The 20469-nt window shown below is 73.5% G+C and carries 20 protein-coding genes and 1 riboswitch; of the genes, 11 read left to right on the forward strand and 9 right to left on the reverse strand.

Translation table 11 applies throughout. From position 1 onward, the window contains the following. Nucleotides 1-17: 17 nt before the first annotated feature. From D1J60_RS08685 to D1J60_RS08700, 4 genes are read right to left on the reverse strand one after another with little or no spacing between them, the layout of a single operon-like run. Complete coding sequence (locus D1J60_RS08685; RefSeq protein WP_125820710.1) at nucleotides 18-1238, reverse strand: amidohydrolase family protein; 1221 nt, start codon at nucleotides 1236-1238, stop codon at nucleotides 18-20. Then, nucleotides 1235-2527: an amidohydrolase family protein gene (locus D1J60_RS08690; RefSeq protein ID WP_125595355.1), complete on the reverse strand. Its 1293-nt coding sequence runs from the start codon at nucleotides 2525-2527 to the stop codon at nucleotides 1235-1237. Before D1J60_RS08690 ends, D1J60_RS08685 begins: the two co-directional genes overlap by 4 nt. Before the next feature lie 10 nt (nucleotides 2528-2537). After that, nucleotides 2538-3422, reverse strand: a complete 885-nt coding sequence (locus D1J60_RS08695; RefSeq protein ID WP_125820711.1) for an SDR family NAD(P)-dependent oxidoreductase — start codon at nucleotides 3420-3422, stop codon at nucleotides 2538-2540. A gap of 1 nt (nucleotide 3423) precedes the next feature. Next, complete coding sequence (locus D1J60_RS08700) at nucleotides 3424-4221, reverse strand: acetoacetate decarboxylase family protein (RefSeq protein ID WP_125820712.1); 798 nt, start codon at nucleotides 4219-4221, stop codon at nucleotides 3424-3426. A gap of 139 nt (nucleotides 4222-4360) precedes the next feature. On the opposite strand from D1J60_RS08700, the gene D1J60_RS08705 reads away from it, so the two are divergent. From D1J60_RS08705 to D1J60_RS08725, 5 genes are all read left to right on the forward strand, one after another. Continuing rightward, nucleotides 4361-5011: a TetR family transcriptional regulator gene (locus tag D1J60_RS08705; RefSeq protein ID WP_125820713.1), complete on the forward strand. Its 651-nt coding sequence runs from the start codon at nucleotides 4361-4363 to the stop codon at nucleotides 5009-5011. 75 nt (nucleotides 5012-5086) lie between these two features. Beyond that, entirely contained in the window at nucleotides 5087-6064 is a 978-nt protein-coding gene (locus D1J60_RS08710; RefSeq protein ID WP_125820714.1) for a DEDDh family exonuclease, read from the forward strand. Nucleotides 6065-6152: 88 nt separating this feature from the next. Continuing rightward, on the forward strand, nucleotides 6153-6386 hold the full coding sequence (locus tag D1J60_RS08715) for a hypothetical protein (protein WP_125595359.1): 234 nt from the start codon (nucleotides 6153-6155) through the stop codon (nucleotides 6384-6386). Between the two features lie 102 nt (nucleotides 6387-6488). Further along, nucleotides 6489-7274, forward strand: coding sequence for an SURF1 family protein (locus D1J60_RS08720; protein ID WP_125605738.1), 786 nt, complete (start codon nucleotides 6489-6491; stop codon nucleotides 7272-7274). 10 nt (nucleotides 7275-7284) lie between these two features. Further along, nucleotides 7285-8040 carry an SDR family oxidoreductase gene (locus D1J60_RS08725; protein WP_125820715.1) on the forward strand — a complete coding sequence of 252 codons (756 nt, stop codon included), beginning with the start codon at nucleotides 7285-7287 and terminating at the stop codon, nucleotides 8038-8040. 74 nt (nucleotides 8041-8114) lie between these two features. Here the strand turns inward: D1J60_RS08725 and D1J60_RS08730 are convergent, their stop codons facing one another. From D1J60_RS08730 to D1J60_RS08740, 3 genes are all read right to left on the reverse strand, one after another. Next, nucleotides 8115-8894, reverse strand: a complete 780-nt coding sequence (locus tag D1J60_RS08730) for an enoyl-CoA hydratase/isomerase family protein (RefSeq protein WP_125820716.1) — start codon at nucleotides 8892-8894, stop codon at nucleotides 8115-8117. A gap of 205 nt (nucleotides 8895-9099) precedes the next feature. Next, nucleotides 9100-9321: a helix-turn-helix domain-containing protein gene (locus D1J60_RS08735; RefSeq protein ID WP_007263382.1), complete on the reverse strand. Its 222-nt coding sequence runs from the start codon at nucleotides 9319-9321 to the stop codon at nucleotides 9100-9102. A gap of 374 nt (nucleotides 9322-9695) precedes the next feature. Continuing rightward, nucleotides 9696-11294, reverse strand: a complete 1599-nt coding sequence (locus D1J60_RS08740) for an ABC-F family ATP-binding cassette domain-containing protein (RefSeq protein WP_125601950.1) — start codon at nucleotides 11292-11294, stop codon at nucleotides 9696-9698. Between the two features lie 256 nt (nucleotides 11295-11550). Here D1J60_RS08740 and D1J60_RS08745 point away from each other — a divergent pair, with 256 nt between their 5' ends. Then, a complete protein-coding gene (locus D1J60_RS08745; RefSeq protein WP_125820717.1) occupies nucleotides 11551-12441 on the forward strand; it encodes a neutral zinc metallopeptidase in 891 nt (296 codons plus the stop codon). A gap of 69 nt (nucleotides 12442-12510) precedes the next feature. Then, on the forward strand, nucleotides 12511-12906 hold the full coding sequence (locus D1J60_RS08750) for a VOC family protein (RefSeq protein WP_125601944.1): 396 nt from the start codon (nucleotides 12511-12513) through the stop codon (nucleotides 12904-12906). Between the two features lie 143 nt (nucleotides 12907-13049). Here the strand turns inward: D1J60_RS08750 and D1J60_RS08755 are convergent, their stop codons facing one another. Both D1J60_RS08755 and D1J60_RS08760 read right to left on the reverse strand, forming a co-directional pair. Beyond that, nucleotides 13050-14375, reverse strand: coding sequence for a hypothetical protein (locus tag D1J60_RS08755; protein ID WP_125823931.1), 1326 nt, complete (start codon nucleotides 14373-14375; stop codon nucleotides 13050-13052). A 230-nt stretch (nucleotides 14376-14605) separates the two neighbouring features. Beyond that, complete coding sequence (locus D1J60_RS08760; protein ID WP_125820718.1) at nucleotides 14606-15736, reverse strand: alpha/beta fold hydrolase; 1131 nt, start codon at nucleotides 15734-15736, stop codon at nucleotides 14606-14608. Between the two features lie 299 nt (nucleotides 15737-16035). Here D1J60_RS08760 and D1J60_RS08765 point away from each other — a divergent pair, with 299 nt between their 5' ends. From D1J60_RS08765 to D1J60_RS08780, 4 genes are all read left to right on the forward strand, one after another. Beyond that, nucleotides 16036-17310, forward strand: coding sequence for an inorganic phosphate transporter (locus D1J60_RS08765; protein ID WP_125820719.1), 1275 nt, complete (start codon nucleotides 16036-16038; stop codon nucleotides 17308-17310). Between the two features lie 28 nt (nucleotides 17311-17338). Further along, the gene (locus tag D1J60_RS08770) at nucleotides 17339-17560 is read left to right on the forward strand and encodes a hypothetical protein (protein ID WP_007263389.1); all 222 of its coding nucleotides are present in this window, start codon (nucleotides 17339-17341) and stop codon (nucleotides 17558-17560) included. 157 nt (nucleotides 17561-17717) lie between these two features. Then, nucleotides 17718-17804, forward strand: a riboswitch (cobalamin riboswitch). 58 nt (nucleotides 17805-17862) lie between these two features. Continuing rightward, entirely contained in the window at nucleotides 17863-18819 is a 957-nt protein-coding gene (locus D1J60_RS08775; protein WP_125820720.1) for a cobalamin biosynthesis protein, read from the forward strand. After that, complete coding sequence (locus D1J60_RS08780) at nucleotides 18816-20342, forward strand: cobyric acid synthase (RefSeq protein ID WP_125820721.1); 1527 nt, start codon at nucleotides 18816-18818, stop codon at nucleotides 20340-20342. Before D1J60_RS08775 ends, D1J60_RS08780 begins: the two co-directional genes overlap by 4 nt. Nucleotides 20343-20469 lie beyond the last annotated feature (127 nt).

The raw sequence follows: 20469 nt of genomic DNA on the forward strand, positions 1-20469 counted from the left end.
CGGCGGGAGCCGGAGGGCTACCAGACGCGGACCGACGCCCCCCGGGCGAAGGCCGGGCTGGTGGCCTCCGGGGGGATCCGGGTCAGGGGCTCGGCGATCTCCGAGACCAGCGGGCCGTGCTTCGCCGCGAGCGGGTCCAGCAGGGCCAGGTCGAAGCCGTACACGCGGGCCGCGTTGCCGCCGGCCATCGCCGCGACCTCCTCCCGCGGCAGGCCCGCGTACGCGATCCGCAGGCCTTCGCGGGAGAAGGGGGCGGTGCCCTCGTCGTGGGGGAAGTCGCTGCCCCACATGATCTTGTCCAGGCCGATCCGCTCCCGCAGCGGGACCTCGTGGGGGCGCATGAAGCTGGCACCGACGAAGCAGTTGTCCCGCCAGACCTCGCTCGGCCCCCGGCCCATGGACTCGGCCAGGCCCGCGCCGAACTTGGCCTCGGCGGTGGAGGACGCCGCGACCAGGCGGCCGTGGTAGTAGTCCAGCATCTCCAGCACGCCCGGGATCCAGCCGGAGCCCTGCTCCGTCAGGACCAGCTTGAGGTCCGGGTGGCGCCGGAAGGCGCCGCCGAAGATCAGGTGCCACAGGGCGCGGTGCGAGAACCAGGTGGTCTCCACCATGAAGACGGCCCGCGCGGCCGGTTCGTCACCGAGCGGCGGCGACGCCGAACCGCCGTGGTGGTTGACCGGGACGTCCAGCTCCGCGCACACCGCCCAGATCGGGTCGTACGCGGCCGAGTACAGCTCGGGGACGGGTGAACCGGGCGGGACGCCGGGCAGCAGGATCCCGCCGGTCAGGCCGTCGTCCCGGGTGCGGCGGATCTCGGCGACGGCCGCGTCCACGTCGTTGAGGAGGATCTGCGCGACGCCCGCCCGCCGCCCCGGGGCGTCCGCGCAGAAGTCCGCCAGCCACCGGTTGTGCGCCTGGAGGCCGGCCCACCTCAGCTCGTACTCCTCGGCCGTCGGCGGCTGGGCCATCAGCGAGGCCTTGGGGAAGAAGGGCGGGATGGTGTTCGGGAAGATGACTTCGGCGACGATGCCGTCCGCTTCGAGCTCGGCCAGGCGCCGGGCCGAGTTCCAGTTGAGGTCGGCCGAGTCGGCGAGGAGGTCCTCGTACGGGTTGACGTACGCGGCGGCCCAGGCGTCGAAGGCCTCGTGGTGGCGCTTGGCCAGGTACGGCCTGTAGTCGAGCAGGTCGGCGCCCGCGTGGCAGTCCGCCGAGATCACCGTGTAGCGGTCCTCCGTCATGACCACACCCCCGTGACCGGGAAGTCGTGGTCCGTGAGCCAGTGCCGGCCCACCTCGCGGGAGCGGGCCCAGGAGGCCTCCACCGCCGCCTGGTCGGGGCTCTGGCCCAGCTCGGCCGGGGTGGGGCCGATGCGGCGGGCGATCGGGGCGAGTGCCCCGGTGTCGAAGCCGAAGACCTCGGCGGCGGCCAGGCCGAGCATCCGGCGGGTCTCGGAGACCGGGATGTCGTGGAAGGTGTTCCTCAGCCAGTTGCGGGTGTCGGGCCAGGTGCCCTCGGGGTGCGGGAAGTCCGAGCCCCACAGGATGTTGTCCACGCCGATCTCGTAGCGCTGGGCCAGCTCCCGCCGCTTGGTGTTGGTCGCGCAGACGAACACCTGCCGGTCCAGGTACTCGCTCGGCGGGCGCTTCAGCTCCGAGAAGGGCGAGAGCTTCTTGCCGCCGTGCGCGCCGAGGTAGAGGCGGTCCATGAACCACAGCAGGTTCGGCAGCCACCAGCAGCCCGACTCGGCCACCCCGAACCTGAGGCCGGGGTGGCGTTCGAAGACCCCGGACCAGAGCAGGAACCACAGCGGGCGGGCCGGCCACCAGGTGACCTCGGAGACGTAGATGCCCAGGTGGTCGCCGTACTCCTGGCGGGGCGCGGCACCCGAGTGGGTGACGATCGGCATCCCCGTCTCGGCGGCGGCCGCCCACACGGGGTCGTAGCGGCGGTCGTGGTAGGGCTCCCGGTCCACCCACATGGAGGGGATCATCAGGGCGCCGAGGCCGGACTCCTTGGCCCGGTGGATCTCGGCGACCACCCTGGCCGGCTCGCCGGTGATGGGCAGCAGGGCGACACCGCAGTGCCGTTCGGGGTTCCGCCCGACGAACTCGGCCAGCCAGCGGTTGTGGGCCTGCGCGCCGGCCATGCCGAGCTCGGGGTCCTGGTCGCCGGACAGGCCCAGGCCCACCCCGAAGGGGGCGGCGGTCTGGCTGTCGACGGCGTCCGCGTCGGGGAAGACGACTTCGGCGGCCACCCCGTCGCCGTCGAGCTCCTTGAGGCGCTGGGTGCTGTCCCAGCCGCCCTTGAGGCCTTCCTCGTGGTCGTGGAACCACTTCTCGGCGAAGGCCTCGTTGCGCACGCCGAGCCGGGTGGCCTCCTCGCGGCGGGCGTCGCGCTGGCCGAGGAACTCGTCGAACTGCCGGTGGAAGCGGGAGTCGAGGTAGGGGCGGTACTGCTCGGTGGGCAGCCCCGCGTGGCAGTCGGAGGAGATGATCAGGTACGGGTCTTCGTACGTCTCGTCAGGCACGGCGGTCCCCTCAGTCGAGGATGAAGCTCTCCAGGTAGGCGGGATTGGCGCGGTCGAGCATGGACTGCGACCGGGCGCGGATCTGGCGGTCGCTGTGCTCGCCGGCCGGCAGCATCCAGAAGCGGTCGGCGCGGATGCCGTCGACGACCTGCTCGGCGACCTCCTCGACCGGCGTGAAGCGCACCTCGTGCCCGGCCTCCCTCATCGCGGCCTCGTACTGGTCGAGGCTGCGGTACGGGGACCTGCGCGGCCGTTCCTTCGCGAAGCGCTCGGGCCGGTTGCGGTGGGACTCCCACAGGCCGGTGCGCAGCATGTGGGGGCCGGGGAAGAGGACGGAGGCCCCGACGGAGGCGCCCTCGGCCTTGAGGTGGGCGTAGAGGGACTCGGTCATGGTGACCACGGCCGCCTTGGTGACGGCGTACACGGAGGCGGTGGGCAGGGGCGCGATGCCGCCGTCGCCGGAGGAGGTGTTGACGACGTGGCCGGGGCCGCCGGAGGCGATCATGCGGGGGACGAAGGCCTGGATGCCGTGGAAGACGCCCCAGACGTTGACGGAGAAGGCCCACTTCCAGTCGTTGGGCTCGTGTTCCCACATGCGGCCCTCGGCGCCGGAGCCGACGCCCGCGTTGTTGCAGAGGACGTGGACGGCGCCGAAGGTCTCGTAGGCGGCGTCGGCCAGGGCGGTGACGGAGTCGCGTTCACTGACGTCGACGGGCCGGGCGAGGACCTCGGCGCCTTCGCCGGCGAGTTCGCCGGCGGCCTTGCGCAGGGCGGCCTCCTCCACGTCGGCGAGGACCACCTTGAGTCCCTCGGCGGCGAAGCGGCGGGCCATGGCGAGGCCGATGCCGCTGGCGGCGCCGGTGACGACGGCGACCTGTCCGGGTTCGAGCCTCATCTCACACGCTCCCCTCGGGCGGGCCGTCGAGGATCTGGAGGGGGTCGTCGTAGCGCTGGTGGAGGTACGGCAGGAGGGCCTGGGCGCTGACCCGCTCGACGACCCGGCCCTTCTGGTCGGTGGTCTTCTCGCCGACGGTGAGTTCCACGAGGCGGCGTACGGGGAGGTCGGCGACGGGGTCGTACATCGACTCGCGCAGGACGACGTCACCGGTGACGTGCTCCAGCTTGCGGACCTTCTCGTTGCGCGTGCAGTGCACGAGGACCGGGTCGCCGTCCAGGCCGGAGCCGTCGACCGCCGGGAGGAACTTGAAGTAGAAGTCCGTCTTCACCGTCGGCTCGGGCAGCGGCAGCTCGCGGTCCACGGCCCCGCGCACCTCGACGAAGGCGATCCCGTGCCGGGCGAGGGCGGCCCGTACGACGAGCCCCTCGCGCTCGACGGTGACCTCGCCCAGCTTCTTCGGCTCGCCGAACACCTCGCGGCCGCCGGTCAGGGCGCGCTCGTGGGTCATCGGCATGACCAGCGGGTACCAGCCCTCGACCCCGCCGTGCCGGGCGGCCACGGCCACCGAGCCGGCGCCGAGGGGGTAGCCGGGCAGGTCGACCTTGCTGATGTTGGCCCGTACGAGGGGCCGTTCGGCGGGCTTGAGCGGCGGCGGCAGGACCGCCGCCACCACGTCGGGGTCGGTCTCCCAGACGGCGACCACGCCCGTGGACCAGATGTCGGGGAGCTTGGCGCTCTTCTCGCGCGACGCCGCGATCTCGGCCTCGGTCCGCGCTCCGTACCGTATGCGTGCCATGTCTCGCACCACCCTTCCGAGGGTCCCCCCGGCGGGGGCCGGAGGCGGTTCTGTAACACAGTTACACCGCTGCCGATGAAGGGTAAAGACCCCTGCACGAACAGAACTGACGTACCGACAGATTGGCGGCCACGGTCCCATGGCGAGAAGCGCACTGACCCGCGAGGAGGTGCTGGAGGCCGCCGCGGCCCTGGTCAGGCGGCACGGTCCGGCGGCCCTGACCATGCGGGGACTCGCCGCCGAGCTGGGCACGGCCGTGACCTCCATCTACTGGCACGTCGGCAACCGCGAGCGGCTGCTCGACGCCCTCGTGGAACGGACCGTCCAGGAGATGGGCGCCCTCCGGCCCGCCGGCCGCACCCCGGCCGAGCGGATCGTCTCGGTGGCCAGGACCCTGCGGCGCGAGATCCGGGCGCGCCCGCACCTGATCGCGATGGTCCACGAGCGCGGGCTCACCGAGCGGATGTTCCTGCCGGCGCAGCGGGCGCTGGTCGACGAGGTGCACGCCGCCGGGCTGCGCGGGGCGCGGGCCGCCGACGCCGTGCGCGCCGTGCAGTTCCAGGTCGTCGGCTTCCTGCTCGTCGAGCGCAACCGTGAGCGCTCCCCCGCCCAGTCGCCGGGCGAGGGCGAACTCTGGGACCCCGGGGCCGCCCCGGGCGACCCGGCGCTCGCCCGCGCCCTGGCCCGCCCGGCGGACCCGGAGCGGCTGTTCCTGCTGTCGGTGCGGGCGCTCACCGAGGCCCTGCTCACGGGGCCCGACGGTCGGCGGATCGCCCCCTCGGGACCGTGACCGGGCCGGAGGACGGCCCGGGCTGAGGGGGCATCGGGCCACGGGTGTCAGTCCGTGCCGATATCCTCTGTGACCATGCTCGACGACCGTACGACCGCAGAGGCGGAATGGCCGACCGCGTACCCCCAGGGGTACGCGGTCGTCGACGTGGAGACCACCGGACTCGCTCGCGACGACCGGATAGTCTCGGCGGCCGTCTACCGGCTCGACGCCCGGGGCAACGTGGAGGACCACTGGTACACCCTGGTCAACCCGCGCCGTGACCCGGGACCCACCTGGATCCACGGGCTCACCACCGCGATGCTCCAGGACGCCCCCCTCTTCGAGGACATCGCCGAGGAGTTCGCGGGCCGGCTCGCCGACCGGGTCCTCGTCGCGCACAACGCCATCTTCGACTGGCAGATGATCTCCCGGGAGTACGCGCGGGCCTCCGCGGCCGCGCCCGTACGGCAGCGGCTGTGCACCATCGCCCTGTCGAAGGAGCTGAACCTCCCGCTGCCCAACCACAAGCTGGAGTCCCTCGCCGCGCACTACGGCGTGGTCCAGCAGCGCGCCCACCACGCGCTCGACGACGCCCGGGTGCTGGCGGAGGCGTTCCGTCCCTCGCTGCACGCGGCCGCGCGGGACGGCGTACGGCTGCCCCTGCTGGAGTGCCGCCCGCTGACGGAGTGGTCGGACTCCCCCGCGGCGCCGCGGGTGGGCTACCAGTCCTCGTACGGGAACGGCGGCAGCTGGCGGGCCTCGCGCAAGCGGCCCCCGTGCCCGTACCCGAACCCGGGGCGCTTCGAGGACGGCAAGCCGCTCAGGCAGGGCATGCGGATCGCCTTCTCCGGTGACACCTCCGTGGACCGGGAGCTGCTGGAGGACCGGGCGGTGGAGGCCGGGCTGCACGTCGCGACGAGCGTGTCCCGGCTCACCAGCCTGCTCGTCACCAACGACCCCGACTCCTCGACCTCGAAGACGGTCAGGGCGAAGTCGTACGGCACCCCGATCGTGGACGAGGCGGCCTTCACCCAGCTGCTGCGTGACGTGGCGGCCGCCGAGGAGAAGTAGCGGGCGCGTTGCTCCGGCCGGGTGCAGGCGCGGCGACTCACCCCGGTGGATCTTGTTCCGTCCGCCCGCCCCGCACAGCATGCGGCGCATGGCACGTTGCGAGGTCTGCGGAAACGATTACGGCATGTCCTTCGAGGTGCACGCGCAGGGCGCGGTGCACGTCTTCGACTGCTTCTCCTGCGCCATCCACCGCATGGCGCCCATCTGCGAGCACTGCCGGGTCCAGATCATCGGGCAGGGCGTCGAGGTCGAGGGCCAGTGGTACTGCGGCGGGCACTGCGCCCGCGCGGAGGGGAAGGTGGGCATCGTCGACCGCGTCTGACCGCCCGCACGTCCCTCCCCGTCCTCTCCCCGGCCCCCTCCCCGGACCCCGGAAGGCCACCCGGCCGCCGGGGTCCTCGTCGTGGGGGGTACCGTCGTGGGCGTGTACCGCTTTGTGCTGACCCGGCAGTGGGTGTCCCTCACCTTCGTCGCCCTCGTCCTCATCCCCGTGATGATCAAGCTGGGGTTCTGGCAGTTCCACCGCCACGAGCACCGGGTCGCCCAGAACGAGCTGATCGCGAAGAACCTGTACGGGAAGCCGGTGCCGGTGACCGAGGTCACCTCCCCCGGCCACACCGTCCCGAGGGCCGACTACTGGCGTGCCGTCACCGCCACCGGCACGTACGACCCCGCGCACGAGGTCGTCGTACGGATGCGCACCTCGAACGGCGACAAGGTCGGCTTCCACGTGGTGACGCCGCTGGTGCTGGGCGACGGCCGGGCGGTGCTCGTCAACCGGGGCTGGGTGGCCGGCGGCGACGACCCGCGCGCCTACCCGCCGGTGCCGGCCGCGCCCTCGGGCGAGGTCACGGTGACCGGCCGGCTCAAGGCCGACGAGACCAGCGGTGGCAGCGGGATCAAGGACCGCAAGGGCCTGCCCGACCGCCAGGTGATGCTGATCAACAGCGAGCAGCAGGCGGCTGCCCTGGGCAAGCCGGTGCTCGGCGGCTACCTCGAACTGACGGGTCCCGAGCCGGCCGGCGGCAGCCCCGAGATGGTGGCCGAGCCCGACCACGACTCGATCGGCGCGCACATGGCGTACGCGATCCAGTGGTGGCTGTTCGCGTCGGCGGTGCCGGTGGGGTGGCTGGTGCTGGTGCGGCGGGAGAAGCGCGACCGCGAGGAGGCGGCGGCCAAGGCCGTGTCGCCGGAGCCCGCTTCGGCGTAGGTTGTCCCGCATGGATCTTGGACTGAAGGACCGTGTCTACGTCGTCACCGGTGCCACGCGGGGCCTCGGCTTCGCCTCCGCGCGCGAGCTCACCGCCGACGGGGCGAAGGTCGTACTGACGGGCCGGGACGAGAAGCGGGTGGCGGACGCCGCCGCCGAACTCGGCCCGAACGCGGTGGGCGTGGTGGCGGACAACTCCGACCCGGACGCGGCCGCCCGGCTGGTGGCCACCGCGCGGGAGCGCTTCGGCCGCTTCGACGGCATCCTCATCAGCGTCGGCGGCCCACCGCCGGGCCTGGCGGCGGACAACACCGACGAGCAGTGGGCGGCGGCGTTCGACACCGTCTTCCTGGGCGCGGTCCGCCTCGCGCGGACGGCCGCGGCCGAGCTGGGCGAGGGCGGGGTCATCGGCTTCGTGCTGTCGGGGTCGGTGCACGAGCCGATCCAGGGGCTGACCATCTCGAACGGCTTGCGGCCGGGGCTGGCGGGCTTCGCCAAGTCCCTGTCGGTGGACCTGGGGCCGCGGGGGATCCGCGTGGTGGGGCTGCTGCCGGCGCGGATCGACACGGACCGGGTGCGGGAGCTGGACGCGCTGTCCGGCGACTCGGACGCGGCCCGCGCGGCCAACGAGTCCCGCATCCCGCTGCGGCGCTACGGCACCCCGCAGGAGTTCGGCCGCACGGCGGCGTTCTTCCTGTCCCCGGCGGCGTCGTACCTCACGGGCGTGATGCTCCCGGTGGACGGCGGATCCCGCCACGGCTTCTGATCTCTTGCGCGCCGCGCGCCCGGAGGGCCGGGACGGGGTTCCCGTTCCGGCCCTCCGGGCGCGCGCGCGGGGCCTCAGTCGGACAGGCCCGCGAGGTCGCGCAGCCGGCGGGCCTGGGCGGCGCGCTCGGCGGCGCGCTGGTCGTCGTACGTACGGGAGGTGGCCGCGGCCAGCAGGGCCTTGGTCTCGATGACGGCGTCGCGGGGTGCGGCCAGCAGGGCGGTGGTGAGGTCCTGGACGGCGTCCTCCAGCTCGGAGGCCCGGACGACCAGGTTGGCCAGGCCGACCCGCTCGGCCTCCTCGGCCTGCACGGAGCGGCCCGTGGCACAGATCTCCAGCGCGCGGGCGTAGCCGACCAGGGCGGTCAGCGGCTGGGTGCCGGCCAGGTCGGGGACCAGGCCCAGGCTGGTCTCGCGCATGGCGAACTGCACGTCGTCCGCGACGACGCGCAGGTCGCAGGCGAGCGCGAGCTGGAAGCCGGCGCCGATCGCGTGCCCCTGTACGGCGGCGATGGAGACGATGTCATTGCGTCGCCACCAGGTGAACGCCTCCTGGTACTCGGCGATGGTGGAGTCGAGCAGTTCGTCGGAACCGCGCGCCAGATCGAGGAAGGACGGCTCGCCCTCGAAACCCTCGGGGGTGAACGCCTGCCGGTCGAGCCCGGCGGAGAAGGACTTGCCCTCGCCGCGCAGCACGACGACCCGGACGGTGCCGGGCAGCGACCGTCCGGCCTCCGCCAACGCCCGCCAGAGCGCGGGGGATTGGGCGTTTCGCTTGGCCGGATTGGTCAGTGTCACCGTGGCGACCGTGTCGTCGATGGTGAGCCGTACGCCATCCTTGTCGAGCAGAGCCATCTGGTGCCTCCGGTGTGCAGTCGCGGCCGTGTGCCCGGCCTAAGTGACTGCACAGTAACCACCCAGCCGGCCGCGGGGCCGACCGGGGGTCACCGAAAGTACCGTGCGTGGATCGGAACGAAACCGACAGCATGGATCAGACAGCATGAAAGAGAACGGAGCTGTCGGGCGGTCGACGGCACCGGCCCCGGCCTGACGGCCAGGGTCAGGCCGCGGCCGCCTTCTTGCCGCGTGTCGCGCCACCGCGACCACGCAGCGTGACTCCGGACTCGCTGAGCATCCGATGGACGAATCCGTAGGACCGGCCGGTCTCTTCGGCCAGCGCCCGGATACTCGCACCGGAGTCGTACTTCTTCTTCAGGTCTGCCGCGAGCTTGTCGCGCGCGGCGCCGGTCACCCGGCTGCCCTTCTTCAGAGTCTCGGCCACCCGTGCCTCCTCATGGGAAGTGCGCTCTGGACTTCTCATGATCACCCCTCCCCGGCTTCCTGGCCACCCATTCAGCAAGGTCGGTACGACGGCATTTCCCGGTCCGTGGACACACGAGCAGAACGGAATCTCCTCTTCCGCCGCATGACCTCCGTCACATTCCCCCGGCGCCGGGGGGAATCACCAGGTCAGGGGGCCGGAAGGGGAAAGCAGTCGACCCCGGACGCGCGTCCACGAGGGCGCGGCCGGGGCCGGTGTACAGGGCGCGGGGGTACGAGACCGTCTCACTCAGATGATGGATCACGTCTGAGCCGAATGATCCATAAGGAACTGGATCACCCCCGCGGGGCGTCGGGCGGGGCCGCCCGCGGCGGTCAGGCGAGGGCGACCAGGTCCCGGTAGTCCGGGCCCCACAGGTCCTCGACCCCGTCCGGGAGCAGGATGATCCGCTCCGGCTCCAGGGCCTCCACGGCGCCCTCGTCGTGCGTGACGAGGATGACCGCGCCCTTGTAGGTGCGCAGCGCGCCCAGGATCTCCTCGCGGCTGGCCGGGTCGAGGTTGTTGGTGGGCTCGTCGAGGAGCAGCACGTTCGCCGAGGAGACGACCAGGGTGGCCAGGGCCAGACGGGTCTTCTCGCCGCCGGAGAGCACGCCCGCGGGCTTGTCCACGTCGTCGCCGGAGAACAGGAAGGAGCCGAGCGTCTTGCGCACGTCGACGAGGTCCAGGTCGGGCGCGGAGGAGCGCATGTTCTCCAGGACCGTGCGCTCGGGGTCGAGCGTCTCGTGCTCCTGGGCGTAGTAGCCCAGCTTGAGGCCGTGCCCGGGCACGACCGTGCCGGTGTCGGGCTTCTCGGTGCCCGACAGCAGGCGCAGCAGGGTGGTCTTGCCGGCGCCGTTGAGGCCGAGGATGACCACGCGGGAGCCCTTGTCGATGGCCAGGTCGACGTCGGTGAAGATCTCCAGCGAGCCGTAGGACTTCGACAGGCCCTCGGCGGTCAGCGGGGTCTTGCCGCAGGGCGCCGGGTCCGGGAAGCGCAGCTTGGCGACCTTGTCGGAGGCGCGGACGGCCTCCAGGCCGGAGAGCAGGCGGTCGGCGCGCTTGGCCATGTTCTGGGCGGCGACGGTCTTGGTGGCCTTGGCGCGCATCTTGTCGGCCTGGGCGTTGAGGGCCGCGGCCTTCTTCTCGGCGTTCTGGCGCTCGCGCTTGCGGCGCTTCTCGTCGGCCTCGCGCTGCTGCTGGTAGAGCTTCCAGCCCATGTTGTAGACGTCGATCTGGGACCGGTTGGCGTCGAGGTAGAAGACCTTGTTGACCACGGTCTCGACGAGGTCGACGTCGTGGGAGATCACGATGAAGCCGCCGCGGTAGTTCTTCAGGTAGTCGCGCAGCCAGACGATCGAGTCGGCGTCGAGGTGGTTGGTGGGCTCGTCGAGGAGCAGGGTGTCGGCGTCCGAGAAGAGGATCCGGGCGAGCTCGACGCGGCGGCGCTGGCCGCCGGAGAGGGTGTGCAGGGGCTGGCCGAGGACCCGGTCGGGGAGGCTGAGGGCGGCCGAGATGGTCGCGGCCTCGGACTCGGCGGCGTAGCCGCCCTTGGTCAGGAACTCGGTCTCCTGGCGCTCGTACTGCTTGAGGGCCTTGTCGCGGGTCGCGCCGGAGCCGGTGGCGATGCGCTCCTCGTTGGCGCGCATCTTCTTGATCAGTACGTCGAGGCCGCGCGCGGAGAGGATCCGGTCGCGGGCGAGCACGTCGAGGTCGCCGGTGCGCGGGTCCTGCGGGAGGTAGCCGACCTCACCGGAGCGGGTGATGGTGCCGCCGGCGGGCTGGCCCTCGCCCGCGAGGCACTTGGTGAGGGTGGTCTTGCCCGCTCCGTTGCGGCCGACGAGCCCGATGCGGTCGCCCTTGGCGACACGGAAGGACGCGTTCTCGATGAGGATGCGGGCGCCGGCGCGCAGCTCGATGCCGGTGGCGGTGATCACGGAAATACTCCAGGGCGGTGGGGACGGCGGAAGTGGGGGCAGGACGCGCGATGCTTCGACGCCGCTAATCCGCGAGGAGATTTGCCATGGGATTCATTCTACCGGGGGTGCGCAACCACTTTTCTGGGCCTCCCGTCCCCCGTTCGGCGTACGGGCCACGCCGGGCCGCCCGGCCACGTATCAGGATGAAGGGGCCGACACTCGCCGCAGGGGAGGGTGGCGGCCCCTGGGGTCTCACCGATACGGGCGGTGCGGGATGCAGTTCGACGACAACGCCAATCTGGACACGTCCGAGGTCAAGGACGTGCGCGGCAGCCGTGTCCCGGGCGGGAGGGCCACGATCGGCGGCGGCCTCGTCGGCCTGATCGCGCTGGTGCTGGGGCTGCTCTTCGGGGTGGGCCCGGAGCAGCTGGGCCTGTCGGACGGCAGTCCGGAGCCGGTGTCGACCGCCTCGTCGGCCGCGCAGGTGCAGCAGTCCTGCAGGACCGGGCAGGACGCGAACCAGCGCGAGGACTGCCGGCTGGTCGCGGTGGTCAACAGCACCCAGGACTTCTGGAGGCAGGAGTTCCAGAGGCGCGGCGGCGCCTACCGCCCGGCGTCGACGGTCTTCTTCACCGGCCGGGTGAACACCGCCTGCGGGGCGGCCACCGCGGCGGTCGGGCCCTTCTACTGCCCCGGCGACCGGCAGGTCTACCTGGACCTGGGCTTCTTCGACGAGCTGCGGACGAAGTTCGGGGCGAGCGGCGGCCCCTTCGCCCAGGCCTACGTGGTGGCCCACGAGTACGGGCACCACATCCAGAACCTGACCGGCACGCTCCAGCGGGCCCAGGACGGGCGGCAGGGCGCGAACAGCAACGCGGTGAAGGTCGAGCTCCAGGCCGACTGCTACGCGGGGGTGTGGGCGCACAACGCGACGAGGACCCCGGACGAGTCCACGGGGCGGCCGCTGATCACCAGCCTCACCGACCAGGACATCCAGGACGGGCTGGACGCGGCGGCGGCGGTCGGCGACGACCGGATCCAGGAGAAGTTCCAGGGCCGCGTCACCCCGGAGTCCTGGACCCACGGCTCGGCCGAACAGCGCCAGCAGTGGTTCTACCAGGGCTACCGCACGGGCGACATGGCCCAGTGCAACACCTTCCGCTGACGGCCGGTGCCGCCTGCCATGCTGTGACGTGGGTCACTTGAGCCGTCGTCACAAGAGGGAGTGATCGTCATGGCAGGCGTTCCGTCCATCTACCCCACGCTGCTCTACCGCGACGCGAAGGCGGCGGTCCAGCAGCTCACCGAGGCGTTCGGGTTCACCCAGGTCGCGGTCTACGAGGGCGACGACGGCTCGGTGATGCACGCGGAGCTGGCGTACGGGAGCGGCGCGGTGATGCTCGGCAGCAAGGGCCGCGGCGGCGCCTTCGACAAGGCCATGGAGGCGGCGGGCCCGGCCGGGGTCTACGTCGTGGTCGACGACGTGGACGCCCATCACCGGCGGGCGGCCGAGCACGGCGTGGAGATCCTGATGGAGCCCACCGACCAGGACTACGGGTCCCGGGACTACATGGCCCGGGACGCCGAGGGCAACGTCTGGAGCTTCGGGACGTACGCGCCCCAGCTGTGACGCCGTCCCCGCGCCCCGCCGGGGGCGTCGCGGGGAGCCGCGCGAGGCGGCCACGGACGGGCCGCGGGCGCGCGCCGGGCCGGACGCGGCCGTGCCGGGGGCGTGGCTCCCGGCGGGCGGTCCGCAATCCGCCCGGCCAGGGCTCAGGCGCCGCCGGTGTGGACCTGGAAGGCGGCCCGGCGGACCGCCTTGGCGAGGGCCGGGTCGGGGTGGGCGGCGGCCAGCGCGACCAGCACCTGCACCGTGCGGGGGTGGCCGACCGCACGGACCTCGTCCAGCAGCCGGGGCACGGTGGTGCGGACGGCGGAGTCGAGGTGCCGGGCGAGCAGGTCGGCCTCGCCGTGGTCGGCGATGGCGGCGGCGGTGTCCACCCACAGCCAGGTCGACTCCTCGGGGGTGAGCACGTCCTGGGCGTCGTCGGGGTCCACCCCGTCGTGCTCGGCCAGCCAGAGCAGGGCGTACGGCCGCAGCGCGGGCTCGCGCAGGGCCGTGCGCACCTCGCGCTCGGCGGGGGCCCCGACCACCCGCAGGGCCTCGAAGGCCAGGCCGCGCAGCAGGGCGTCCTCGCCGCGGGCGGCGTGCAGCAGCTCGCTGACGGCGTGGCCGACGGGCCGGGCGGCGAGCCAGGCCCGGTACTCGGCGCGGGCCGGGCCGGGGGTGAGCCGGGCGCAGCCGTGCAGCATGGCGGCGGCGGACTGCTCGATGTTCCCGGCCGGGCTCTGGGCGGCGACGCAGATCTGCTCCAGCTTCACCCACACGGCCCAGCTGCCGAGGGGGGTGAGGGTGGCGCGGGCGGGGCCGAGGGTGAGGGCGTCCACGGCGGCGAGTCCGCCCAGGGCCCAGCGCAGCAGCCGGGCGAGCGGCAGCGGCCGGGGTTCGGCGGGGGTGGTGGAGCCGGCGGCGGGCTCGGGGCCGTAGGGGACCTCGCAGCGCTCGTCGCGCAGCTCGGTGACCCGCTGGCCGAGCAGGTCCAGGAGGTCGGGGACGGTCACCGGGCCGGCGGACAGCTGGAGCAGCGACAGCAGCTGCGGCATGGCCTCGACCACCTCGGCGACGGCCGAGGGGGCGATGTCCGCGGGGGCGGGGTGGACGAGCGACCAGGCGTCGAAGAGGGCGACCCAGCCGCGCAGTACGGCGGTGTCGTCGCGGTCCCAGGCGTGCAGCCGCCAGCCGGGGCGGGCGTGGCCGCCGTGGACCTCGACGAGGCCGGAGAGGCGGGCGCGGTCCCAGCCGACCCGGATCTGCCCGTGCGTCAGGCCCAGTTCCGCGGCGGCCCGTTCGACGTCGACGGCGGGCAGGGCGCCCGAGGGCGCGGGGCGGCCGCCGTCGCCCGCGCCGAGGTTCAGCTCGGCCCAGCGGGCCAGCCGTACGGCGTCCACGAGCGAGGCGCGGGCGCGGTTCGCCAGGTCCGCCGTGGCGGGGGTGCCCGCCGGGGGCCTGGCGGCCGGCCGGGTTCGCCGGTCGGTCACCGCCTTGCGCGCCGTGGCGACGGAGCGCTGGGAGACGAGTCGGAGTCTGGAGTCGCGAGCCAACTGCTCATCAGGCTTTCGGGACGTCACGGAAGCAGTCTCGCCCGTCACTGGCCGAAAGCCCAAACGGAACGGGTCATTTCCACAGGTCACAGGGTGGATGAACCGGGAGGAATCCCCCACGGCGCCCCGTCCGCCACAGGCCCTTCACCCAGGCGCCACATCACACGTCACATGAGGGGGGTCAGGAAGCGCCGCAGCGCCTCCTCGTAGCGCAGCGGGTCGGCGTTCCACATCGCCCCGTGCCCCGCGTCCATCACGGTGTGCAGGGTGACCAGGTCGGGCCGGGCGGCGGCGAGCCGGCGGGAAGGCTCCCAGGGGGCGATCGTGTCGGCGGGCCCGTGGAAGAGCAGGACGGGCACGCGCAGTGCGCCGGGGTCGGCCCCCGGCGGGAGGTGGTCGGCGCGCAGCCCGGCGCGGCCCTCGGCGGCCCGGACGGCGAGCGGGAGCAGCGGGGCCGGGGTGCCGCGGGCGGCGGCCAGGGCGCGCAGGGTGGTGTGCCAGTCCATGACGGGCGAGTCCAGCACCAGCCCGGAGACCCGGCCGGCCAGGGCGGAGCGCTCCAGGACGCGCAGGGCCATGGCGGCCCCGGTGGACCAGCCGTACAGGACCACGCGGCGGGCCCCGTAGCGCAGGGCGTAGCGGATGGCGGCGTCCAGGTCCCGCCACTCCGACTCGCCGAGGTGGCCGAGGCCGTCCGGGGAGGCGGGGGCGCCGAGGTCGCCCCGGTAGCCGAGGTCGAGCACCGGCAGGCGGTGGCGGTGCAGGAAGGGCATGACCGTCATCGGGTGCTCCCGGCCGGTGCCGAGCCCGTGGACGGTGATCACCCAGGTGCCCCGGGCGCCGGGCAGGAACCAGGCCGGGAGCGGGCCGAGCTCGCCGGGGACGTCCACGTCGGCGTGGTCGAGCCCGAGCGCGGAGCGCGGGTCGCCCCGGTGCACCTGGGGGGTGAGGGCGACCCGGGTGCCGGGGGTCAGCTCGCCGTGGCTGACGGACAGGAGGCGGCGTACGACGGTGTCCGGGCCGTGCGGGACGCCGGTGAGGACGGAGCCGACCACGGCGTGCACCCCCGGCGCCTCCAGGGCGTGGACGCCGGGGCGCAGGGAGGCCAGGGAGCGGGTGAGGAACACCCGGCCGGGTCCGGTGGCGTGCACGCTCAGGCGGGGGCCGCCGGGCAGCGGGCGGCCCGGTTCGGGCCGCAGGGCCGCGTCGGCGGCGTACCGGCCGGCCGCGACCGCGGCCGCTCCGGCGCCGATCAGGGTCGTGGTGACGGCCGCTGCCGTCGCTGTGGCGGTACGCACCGTTCCAGTCTGTGCGCGCGGGGACGGAGGGGCCACCGGAGCGGATCGCTCCGAACGGAGTGATCTAGCTCTCTTTCCGGGGTCCGGGGAGGGGTGCCCACCGGCCCCGGAACCTACCCGGAGGGGTCCGTTCACCCTGCTTTGACGTGCAGGAATCGGGACGGCTACGGCAGAATCAGGACGAATGGTCCGATCGTGTGGCGCGTGGGGACACCGTGTCGCCCGAGTCAGTTCATCTTCCGTTCACCCAGGTTGCTTACGTTCGCCGAGCCACTGACGCCAAACAGAAGCCTGGGTAAATGGAGCACATAACGCTTCTCCTCGGGATCGTGATCATCACCGCTCTCGTGTTCGACTTCACGAACGGTTTCCACGACACAGCCAACGCGATGGCCACCACCATCTCGACCGGCGCCCTCAAGCCCAAGACGGCGGTGGCCATGTCCGCCGTGCTCAACCTCGTCGGCGCGTTCATGTCCGTGGAGGTCGCCAAGACGATCTCCAAGGGCCTGGTCAACGAGGAGGGCATCCAGCCCGAGGTGATCTTCGCGGCCCTGGTCGGCGCGATCCTCTGGAACCTCGTCACCTGGCTGGTCGGCCTCCCCTCCAGCTCCTCCCACGCCCTGATGGGCGGCCTGGTCGGTGCGGCCGTCGCCTCCGCCGGCCTCGGCGCCGTCAACGGCGACACGCTCGTCACCAAGGTGCTGCTCCCCGCCGTCGCCGCGCCGATCGTGGCCGGTGTGGCCGCGATGCTGGCCACGAAGGTCACGTACAAGCTGAACGGCAAGATCGGCGAGAAGACCTCGGCCAAGGGCTACAAGGCCGGCCAGATCGCCTCCGCCGGTCTCGTCTCCCTCGCGCACGGCACCAACGACGCGCAGAAGACGATGGGCATCATCACCCTGGCCCTGGTCGCCGGCGGTGCGCTCGCGCCCGGCTCCAACCCCCCGGTCTGGGTCATCGTCTCCGCCGGCATGGCCATCGCGCTCGGCACCTACCTGGGCGGCTGGCGCATCATCCGCACCATGGGCTCCGGCCTGACCGACCTGCAGCCGCAGCAGGGCTTCGCCGCCCAGACCTCGGCCGCCAGCGTCATCCTGGCCTCCTCCAACCTCGGCTTCTCCCTCTCCACCACGCACGCCTGCTCCGGCGCCGTCATGGGTGCGGGCCTCGGCCGCAAGGGCGGTGTGGTCCGCTGGTCCACCGCCACCCGCATGTTCGTCGCGTGGGGCCTGACCCTGCCGGCCGCCGCCCTCGTCGCCTCCGGCGCCGAGCTGGTCATGCGCACCGGTGACATCGGCGTCATCGCCGTCACCGTCTTCCTGGTCGGCTCCTGCGTGGCCATCTGGCTGATCTCCCGCCGCCAGGTCGTCGACCACACCAACGTCAACGAGAACGGCACCGCCTCCACCGAGGCCGAGGAGCCGGGCGTGGTCACCACGGCCATGGCCGCCGTCGCGGTCCCGCCGCTGGCGGGCACCACCGCCGCCGTCACCGACGAGGACCTCAAGGCCACCATCCCGGCCGCGACGGCCGCCCCGACGACCCCCACGGCCCCGGCCGCGGCGGTCTGACCCCGAGAACGACAGAGGAAACGGCAGTATGAAGATCGACTGGGCAGCACTCGGCTCCGTCTTCGGGGTCAGCCTCTCCGCCACCGTCGCCCTCGTGGCCCTCTTCACCCTGGGCCTGGTGGGCCTCTCCAAGCACGAGGCCGCCACCGAGCAGGGCGGGGCCGCCACCCTGGCCCGCAGCGGCGCATACGCCTGCTTCGCCCTCTGCGCGGCGGCCGTGGCCTACGGCATCTACCTGATCGTCAGCTGACACCGCCGCACCGCGTACGAGGCTCCCTCCGGTATCCACCGGAGGGAGCTTTCGCGTACCCGCGCCCCTCCACCGCCCTCCGTCCCACCAGGTCAACGGCAAGTTGACGGGCGTTCGCGGGGCGTGGTGGACTGCCCGAGCCAACACGGCGGCATGGAGAGGAAGTCCGGTGCGAATCCGGCGCGGTCCCGCCACTGTCACCGGGAGACGCACGCCACGCGTGCGCCCCGGGAGCCAGGAACTCTCGCCGCCGGACACGTCGAACCAGGGCGCGGACCCTGAGTGAGGACATACCTGCCACCATGCGTGCCGACCGCGTCTTCGCGTACGGCGCCACGGCGGGGCTGATCGGCGACCGGATCCTCGGGGATCCGCGCCGGGGGCACCCCGTGGCCGCCTTCGGACGAGCCGCCGCCGCCGTCGAGGGCGCCCTGTGGCGCGACGACCGCGCCCGCGGCCTCCTGCACACCCTCCTCTGCGCGGGCGGAGCCGCCGCCGTCGGCGCGCTGGGCGCACGCGCCGTGCGCTCCCGGCACGCGGCCGTTCGTATCGCCCTGACCGCCGCGGCCACCTGGGCCGTCGTCGGCGGCACATCCCTCGGCCGGGAGGCCCGCGCCATCGGCGGGGCGCTCGCCGCCGGGGACGCGGAGGTCGCCCGGGAGCGGCTCCCGCACCTGTGCGGGCGCGACCCCCAGGCGCTGGACGAGCAGCAGATGGCCCGGGCCGTCGTGGAATCCGTCGCCGAGAACACCTCCGACGCGGTCGTCGGGGCCCTGGTGTGGGGCGCCCTCGCCGGAGTCCCCGGACTGCTGGCCTTCCGCGCCGTGAACACCCTGGACGCGATGGTCGGCCACAAGTCGCCCCGTTACCTGCGCTACGGCTGGGCCTCCGCCCGCCTCGACGACCTGGCCGGCTGGCCCGGCGCCCGCCTCACCGCCCTCGCCGCCGTGGCCGCCGGCCCCGACCGGCGCGGAGCCGTACGGGCCTGGCGCGCCGACGCCGCCGCCCACCCCAGCCCCAACGCCGGCCCGGTCGAGGCCTCCTTCGCCGGAGCGCTCGGCGTCCGGCTCGGCGGGACCCTCTCCTACGGCGGCCGGATCGAACACCGGGCGGTGCTCAACGGGGAGCGGGGGCGGCCCGTGGAGGTCGCGGACATCGAACGGGCCGTACGGCTGTCGCGACGGGTGACCTGGCTGGCGCTCGGCGCCTGCGTGGCCGTGCGCTCGGCCGTGGCGATGACGAGAAGGGGACGGGCATGAGCGGGACCGGGAGGGGGCGCGGCGGCGGACTGCTGGTCGCCGGTACGACCTCCGACGCGGGCAAGAGCGTGGTCACGGCCGGCATCTGCCGCTGGCTGGCCCGCCAGGGCGTGAAGGTGGCCCCGTTCAAGGCCCAGAACATGTCGCTGAACTCGTTCGTCACGCGGGAGGGCGCCGAGATCGGCCGCGCCCAGGCCATGCAGGCCCAGGCCGCCCGGGTCGAGCCGACGGCGCTGATGAACCCGGTCCTGCTCAAGCCGGGCAGCGACCGCAGCAGCCAGGTGGTGCTGCTGGGCAAGCCGGTCGGCGAGATGAGCGCACGCGGCTACCACGGCGGCCGCCAGGAGCAGCTCCTCGGCATCGTCACGGACTGCCTGAAGCAGCTGCGGGGCACGTATGACGCCGTGATCTGCGAGGGGGCGGGCAGTCCGGCCGAGATCAACCTGCGCCGGACCGACATCGTGAACATGGGCATCGCGCGGGCCGCGCGGTTCCCGGTGGTCGTGGTCGGCGACATCGACCGGGGCGGGGTCTTCGCCTCCTTCTTCGGGACCACGGCCCTGCTGTCGGCGCAGGACCAGTCGCTGATCGCCGGGTACATGGTCAACAAGTTCCGCGGGGACGTGTCCCTCCTGGAGCCGGGCATGGAGATGCTGCGCGGCCTGACGGGCCGGGCGACGTACGGGGTGCTGCCGTTCCGGCACGGGCTGGGCATCGACGAGGAGGACGGCCTGCGGGTCTCCCTGCGGGGCGCGGTACGCGAGTCCGTGGTCGCCCCGCCCGTCGGCCAGGACGTGCTGCGGGTCGCGGTGTGCGCGGTGCCGCTGATGTCGAACTTCACCGACGTCGACGCGCTGGCGGCCGAGCCGGGCGTGGTCGTGCGGTTCGTGGACCGGGCCGAGGAACTGGCCGACGCCGACCTGGTCGTCGTACCGGGCACGCGCGGCACGGTGAAGGCGCTGGAGTGGCTCCGGGAGCGCGGCCTCGCCGACGCGCTGGCCCGGCGGGCCGCGGAGGGGCGGCCGGTGCTCGGCATCTGCGGCGGCTTCCAGGCCCTGGGCGAGCACATCGAGGACGAGGTCGAGTCGAAGGCCGGCTCGGTGGCGGGGCTGGGGCTGCTGCCCGTACGGGTGCGCTTCGCGGTGGAGAAGACCCTGGCCCGGCCGGAGGGCCGGGCGCTGGGCGAGGAGGTCACCGGCTACGAGATCCACCACGGGGTGGCCGAGGTGCTGGGCGGGGAGCCCTTCCTCGACGGCTGCCGGGTCGGATCGGTGTGGGGCACCCACTGGCACGGCTCGCTGGAGTCGGACGGCTTCCGCCGGGCGTTCCTCCGGGAGGTCGCCTCGGCCGCCGGGCGCCGCTTCGTGCCGTCGCCGTCCACCTCCTTCTCCTCCCTGCGGGAGGAACAGCTGGACCTGCTGGGCGACCTGATCGCCGAGCACGCGGACACGGATGCGCTGCTGCGGCTGATCGAGAACGGCGCCCCGGCGGGCCTCCCGTTCCTCCCCCCGGGCGCGCCGTGACGGCCCCGCCCCTGCGGGGCTGCTCCCCTACCCGCCCTTCGCCCGTTCCCAGGGGCGCTGCCCCTGACCCCGTTGCGCTCAAACGCCGCGCGGGCTGGACGTATCCAGCCCCGCCGGCGTTTGAGGC

Origin of the sequence: Streptomyces sp. W1SF4, from assembly GCF_003950035.1 — a bacterium.
GTDB lineage: Bacteria > Actinomycetota > Actinomycetes > Streptomycetales > Streptomycetaceae > Streptomyces > Streptomyces racemochromogenes.